Here is a 5,726-nt window from a genome sequence, read left to right as displayed (position 1 = left end):
TGGTTCTTCATCTTCTAAACTTTATATACATTATATTAATGATACTAGCGCCCCAAGAGAAATTATTGATGGTATTTCATCTCTCACTAAATTTTTCAAAATTTCTACTTATTACACAAAAAAAGTTTATGGAAAAATAGGAGATAATGTTTATTTACAAGACACAGCAGGGCAGGTTGGATTACAAGAAGGAACTAATTCAATTAAGGTAGGAAAAGTAATATCTTCTTCTTGTTATATGATAGATTTTAAATATGATGATAATTTTATATCTAATATAGATTTTGGTTTTTACGATTTTTCTAGAAAAATTGTTAAAAGTTTTATTTTTGTAATACCAAGAAATACAAAAAAAGTAATATTTAATATGTATAGAGAAAATATACCACCGGAGAGTGAACGTATACATTCTATGTCCATTGGAACTTTTATTTTGGATAAAACTGGATTAAATATAGTAAAATATACTGGATATGATTTTTATGATAATAAGACATCTACATACTATTCAAATATATTAACTTTATCATTTTTAGGAAAAACTGAATTAAAAGTAGAAATTAGTGGTAATTTGAGTTGTACTGCTTATTGTTTATCATTTTTCTCATAAATTATGTTCAATAAATACAGGAAAAAAATTATAATCTTTTATAAGAATAAAAAAAATGGAAAAAAGCACAAGCGAAATTCAAAGAAGTTTGGGAAGAATTGAAGGAAAGTTAGAATCACTGATTGTTGAAGTAAAGGAAAATAATACAAAGACGCAAAAGCAGATTGAATTGTTAAACGAAAAGATAAATACACTTGAAAGTTTTAGAGATGACCTTAAAGGAAGGCTTGCTATTATAGTTATAATAGCAAGCATTATAGGGTGGATAATACCTAATATCATTGATTTTTTAAAATAAATATAGAATTTTGCTTGTTTTTTTATTTTAATATTGTAAAATTAAAGATATAGGTCGATTTTAGATATTATCAATTTAAAATGTTTAAAAATATGAAAAATATTTTAAAAAAATTAAAAATTGCCTTATATAGCAGGACCACTTGGACAATTATTGTTTTGTTTATAATAAATGGAATTTATGGTGTTAGAGATTTAATTCCTGCTTCTGCTATTCCTGTAATAGATGGTATATTGGGAATTCTTGCTATATATTTTAGGGTAAATCCCAATGCAGAAAAAAGAGTTTAAAATGCCTAAAAAATTGATTTTACTACTTCTTATATTGATAGGAATTTTTATAGTTTTAAATAGAGAGGAAAAATATAACGAAGTAGATTTATATAAAGACGAAAGAGAATATAAAAACGAGAGAATAGTTAATTGGATAAATGAGTTAGAGAAATATGAATGTAGGAATTGTCCAGTAGGTTTTGTTAGATTAGATAAAAATAATAAATATTCTTATTCTTGCTTGCAGTTTCAAGAAGAAACATTTATGAGAAATTTAAAGAAATTTTATCCTGAAACCTATAACAGCATAGAAGGAGAAGAATGGAAGAATTTAATTTATGATTGTGATTTTCAAAAAGAATTGGCTTATAAAATGATAGAGAATGATAGAAAAGCAATATATAATTGGAGGACAAGTATTAGAAGAGGATTAGGGACTAAATTGGACTAAATTGGACTATTTTGAACTAAAAAGAACAGCGGAGTTATAACCGAATAGGTTTAAGTTCCGTTGTTTTTTTATTATAATATAATAATATGGATTTATTTATAGAACTAATTAAAAAAAATAAAATGCCTATTCCTATAAAGGAATATAAATTTTGTCATAATAGAAGATGGCGTTTTGATTATGCTTTTGTAGAGCAAAAAATTGCTATTGAACAAGAAGGTGGTGTTTGGATTAACGGAAGGCATAATAGAGGCAAAGGATTTTTAAATGATTTAGAAAAATATAACACTGCTACTATTATGGGGTGGAGAGTGTTAAGATATCCTCCTGATTTATTATATACGCAGGCAATTGAAGATTTAAAGAAATTATTGACCTGTGCATAACTTTACTTGACAAATAGTTTACAAAAAATATAATTGAATTAGAAGTGAATAACTTCTGAAAGGTCGGCAAATAAATTATAAATTAAACAAATAAAAAAATGGAAACATACTTATTATATAACGGAAAAGTAAAATTAAATTTTGACCCTATAAAGCACATTTACTATATGGAAAATGAAATTATATATGGGACAACAAATATAGTTGGTATAATTGAAAAGAAAGGATTAATATTTTGGGCAGTTAATCAGTGTATACAAAATTTAAAGAATATATGGAAAGCAGGAAAATCTTATGATGAGATTGAGATAAATAATATACTTCAATCATCAAAAGATATTCATAAAGAAAAAACAGACCAAGCGGCGATGATAGGAGAATATGTTCATAGTTGGATTGAAAAATATATTAAAGCAAAGATTAATAACACAGAATTACCAAAATTACCTGTAAATGAGAAGATTATAAATTCAGTAAAAGCATTTTTAAAATGGGAAAGTGAAAATAAAGTTGAGTGGATTGATAGTGAAAAGAAAATACTTTCTTTAAAATATAAATATGCGGGGACATTAGATGCAGAAGCAATTGTTAATGGTGAGTTGTCAATAATTGATTTTAAAACCTCTAATGGAATTTGGGATGAGTATTTATTACAAGTTTCAGCATATCTAAAAGCAAGAGAAGAAGAAACAAAACAGGATTATAAAAATGTTTATATCATTAGAATTGGAAAAGATGGAGAACTTGAAACAAAAAAAGTAAATGATAAAGAATTAAAAGATTGTTTTAAGGCATTTCTTGGATGTTTAGAAGTATATAAATGGAAAATGAAAAGAAAAGGAGAGGAAATAAATAAATTAAAAACTAATAAATAATAAAATATTATGACAGACGAAATAAAATTTGATAATACAGATGATATTTATTATAGGCAGGATTATGAAATATTTGCTCCATTTAAAAGCAATGATAGAATTTTTAATCATAATGACTTTTCTATTGAAACTTGGAGGGAAAATGGAAAAAAGATTGTTTTGATTAAAAATAAAAAAAAAGAGATTACTAAATAAATTATAAACTAAACAAAAAATATGAAAACAAAAATTAAAATAGAGAAAATATTTAAAAATAAAGTTAAAACAAAGTTAGGAGAAAAAGATAAATTTGTTTTAATAAGTGATAATATTGGATATTCCGGATGGGGTGAATGTCCGTATAAAGAAGGAGAAGAGGTTGAAATAGAATATGATGAGAATAGCAAATACGAAGGAAAAAACAATATTTATTATGACATTGTCTATAAAAAAAAGGAAACTGAAGAGTTATATTATTTAAAAACTATTTTAGACGAGATAAGAGATTTAAAAAGGATTATTGAAGAAGAAAATCAAAATGACACTTTATTTAATGATTAAAGTTGTTTGTCCCCTTTTAATTTAATCTATTTACCGCCTAATTTAATTTTATAGAGGTTTAAAACAGATTAAGGTATATTTTCCTGTCTGATGATTATAACCTCTTAAAAAGGCAAATAAAAGGGTGGTAAAAAAATAGATTATAAACTAAATAATAATATTATGGACTTAAATAAAGAAAATTGGGGTTGGTCTATTCCTGATAGTTTATTAGAAAGAATGGATTTAGATATGTATGAGAAGGTTTTAATAGCAATTATGGGAAGATTAGGAGCATTAGAAAGACCTATATTCCCAAGACAAAAATGGCTTGCTAAAAAATTAGGGATTACAGAAAGGGCGGTTAGAAATATATTAGAAAGATTAAAAAAGAAAGGAATTGTAAAATATGAAGGAAAGAGTTGGAAGATAGCAAAATACTCTTTAACAGAAGCATCTTTTAATTCATCACAGGAACATCGTTCCTCTGACTCACAGGAACATCGTTCCGGTGACTCACAGGAACATCGTTCCGGTGACAATAAAGATATACAAAGTAAAGATATACAAAGTATAGATATTATTAAAGAAAAAGAAAATAAAGAAAAAGAAAATAACTTTTCAGATAAAGATAGAAAAGAGTTAATATATTTATTTAAAGATGTAAATCCTAATTATAAAATATTATTTAGCAGGAAAAATCAATCTGACGCATTAGAAAGATTAATAAAAACACACGGAAGGAAAAAAATAGAATTTATTATTAAAATATTAGCAAAGACAAACAAAATGAAATATGCTCCCATAATAACAACCCCTATAAGTTTAGAAAATAAACTTGGAGATTTAATAGCATTTTTACAAAAAGAGAAAAATAAAGTAGATGAAAATAAAATTATAAAAATATGACAAAAGAAATAGTAAAAGAACAAAAAGTTATTATTTTAAAAAGTGGAGTTTATTTATATATAGATAAAGAAAGGGCTGATAAAATTATAAATTTAATTGAGAAAAGAAGATTTATAAATATAGATGGAAATTTAATAAACACATCTGATATTTCTGGAATATTTAATATTAAAGAGATTGAAGAAAATATAAGAAGGAAAAATGGACAATGGAAAGATAAAAATGGAATTTGGAGAAATAAAGGAGATACTATTTGTCCTATATGTGGAAATGTAGTTCCGAAAGGAATGTATTGTGGAAATTGTTATGGCTATTGACAAAATATTTACAGGATATATAATTAAATAATAACAAATTATAAACTAAAAAATAAATAATATGAAACTAAAAAGAACAAAGAAAAAACAAAGAGATTTTAAAAAAAAAGAAGCAATTATTTTATATAAAAAGGGATTTACTACAAGAGAGATAGGAAAATTACTTGGATATTCACACACTTGGGTTTATAAAATTATAAAGGAAAATAATAAATTAAAAAACTAAATAAATAAAAAATATGACAAACTTAATAAACTATTTAATAAAAATAAGAGAAAATTTAGAAAGAAATTGCCTTTATGAAGATGAGATAATAACAGAAGAGGAGGATAAAGAAGTTGAAAAAAACAAAGATAAAATACCTTTAATTTATGATTTTGATTATGAGAGATTTAAAAATATAACCGGATATTTACCTAATAAGTTAGATATACCTACTATTATAAGGAAAAGAGATAGTGAAAATGAAGATAAAGGGCTTTTAAAGAGTATTTTTGAAGGGGTTGAAAGATTAAAAAAAATAAATACAGGCAATATTTTATTAGATAAAGATGATATTAATAATTTATTATCAATATAAAAACTAATGATTAAGATAAAAATTACAAAACCACTATATGAGACAAGTGATTATTACGCAGTTGGAATTTATGATAGGAGAATAAAAGACGCTATAAGATTAGGAAGTTTAATAGAAATAGAAACGCAAGGAAAAAGAAAAGTATTTTCACCTAAATTTATTAAAGATAAGTGCCAGCAAATAGAGAAAGTTTATCTTTTACCAGAAAAGCCAATGAAAGAGTATATAGTTTATATTCCTAAAAAAGAAGAAAATAGTAAAGAAGATGAGATAGAAGATTTAGCAAAAAAGGGAATATTTGGATAATTAAAAATAAGATAAATGTCGGCAAAATAATAATTAAAAAATAATAAATAAAAACTATGGAAAAAAACAAAATAAATTATAATGACTTATCTTATGATGAAAAACTTGCTTGTATTTCTTTATTCCCGGAGGAAGCAAAGAGAGATAAAGATGAAGATATTAGGTTAGAAGCATACAGAGCATTGGGATTTACTGATGAAGC

13 protein-coding genes are annotated in these 5,726 nt (G+C 24.5%); all 13 read left to right on the top strand.

The annotated features are described in order from the left end of the window. The coding region (locus PKV21_07745; GenBank protein ID HOM27382.1) for a hypothetical protein at positions 1–610 on the top strand (610 nt) is incomplete at its 5' end. A gap of 55 nt (positions 611–665) precedes the next feature. Continuing rightward, complete coding sequence (locus PKV21_07740; GenBank protein ID HOM27381.1) at positions 666–908, top strand: hypothetical protein; 243 nt, start codon at positions 666–668, stop codon at positions 906–908. Positions 909–1,000: 92 nt separating this feature from the next. Further along, the gene (locus tag PKV21_07735; GenBank protein HOM27380.1) at positions 1,001–1,198 is read left to right on the top strand and encodes a hypothetical protein; all 198 of its coding nucleotides are present in this window, start codon (positions 1,001–1,003) and stop codon (positions 1,196–1,198) included. A gap of 1 nt (position 1,199) precedes the next feature. After that, positions 1,200–1,631: a hypothetical protein gene (locus tag PKV21_07730; GenBank protein ID HOM27379.1), complete on the top strand. Its 432-nt coding sequence runs from the start codon at positions 1,200–1,202 to the stop codon at positions 1,629–1,631. 86 nt (positions 1,632–1,717) lie between these two features. Beyond that, positions 1,718–2,017: a hypothetical protein gene (locus tag PKV21_07725; protein ID HOM27378.1), complete on the top strand. Its 300-nt coding sequence runs from the start codon at positions 1,718–1,720 to the stop codon at positions 2,015–2,017. Between the two features lie 167 nt (positions 2,018–2,184). Beyond that, positions 2,185–2,892 (top strand): hypothetical protein, encoded by a 708-nt coding sequence (locus PKV21_07720; protein ID HOM27377.1) that lies wholly within the window; start codon positions 2,185–2,187, stop codon positions 2,890–2,892. Positions 2,893–2,901: 9 nt separating this feature from the next. Continuing rightward, a complete protein-coding gene (locus PKV21_07715; protein HOM27376.1) occupies positions 2,902–3,087 on the top strand; it encodes a hypothetical protein in 186 nt (61 codons plus the stop codon). Between the two features lie 21 nt (positions 3,088–3,108). After that, positions 3,109–3,432, top strand: a complete 324-nt coding sequence (locus PKV21_07710; GenBank protein ID HOM27375.1) for a hypothetical protein — start codon at positions 3,109–3,111, stop codon at positions 3,430–3,432. A 162-nt stretch (positions 3,433–3,594) separates the two neighbouring features. Next, entirely contained in the window at positions 3,595–4,320 is a 726-nt protein-coding gene (locus PKV21_07705; GenBank protein HOM27374.1) for a hypothetical protein, read from the top strand. After that, entirely contained in the window at positions 4,317–4,637 is a 321-nt protein-coding gene (locus PKV21_07700; protein ID HOM27373.1) for a hypothetical protein, read from the top strand. Before PKV21_07705 ends, PKV21_07700 begins: the two co-directional genes overlap by 4 nt. Positions 4,638–4,698: 61 nt before the next feature. Next, positions 4,699–4,863: a helix-turn-helix domain-containing protein gene (locus PKV21_07695; protein HOM27372.1), complete on the top strand. Its 165-nt coding sequence runs from the start codon at positions 4,699–4,701 to the stop codon at positions 4,861–4,863. A 13-nt stretch (positions 4,864–4,876) separates the two neighbouring features. Then, positions 4,877–5,218, top strand: coding sequence for a hypothetical protein (locus PKV21_07690; GenBank protein HOM27371.1), 342 nt, complete (start codon positions 4,877–4,879; stop codon positions 5,216–5,218). Between the two features lie 6 nt (positions 5,219–5,224). Further along, complete coding sequence (locus tag PKV21_07685; GenBank protein HOM27370.1) at positions 5,225–5,524, top strand: hypothetical protein; 300 nt, start codon at positions 5,225–5,227, stop codon at positions 5,522–5,524. Positions 5,525–5,726: the final 202 nt, after the last annotated feature.

The sequence above is a fragment of the bacterium genome, from assembly GCA_035371905.1.
GTDB lineage: Bacteria > Ratteibacteria > UBA8468 > B48-G9 > JAFGKM01 > JAMWDI01.
This window is presented reverse-complemented; position numbering and strand designations above follow the sequence as displayed.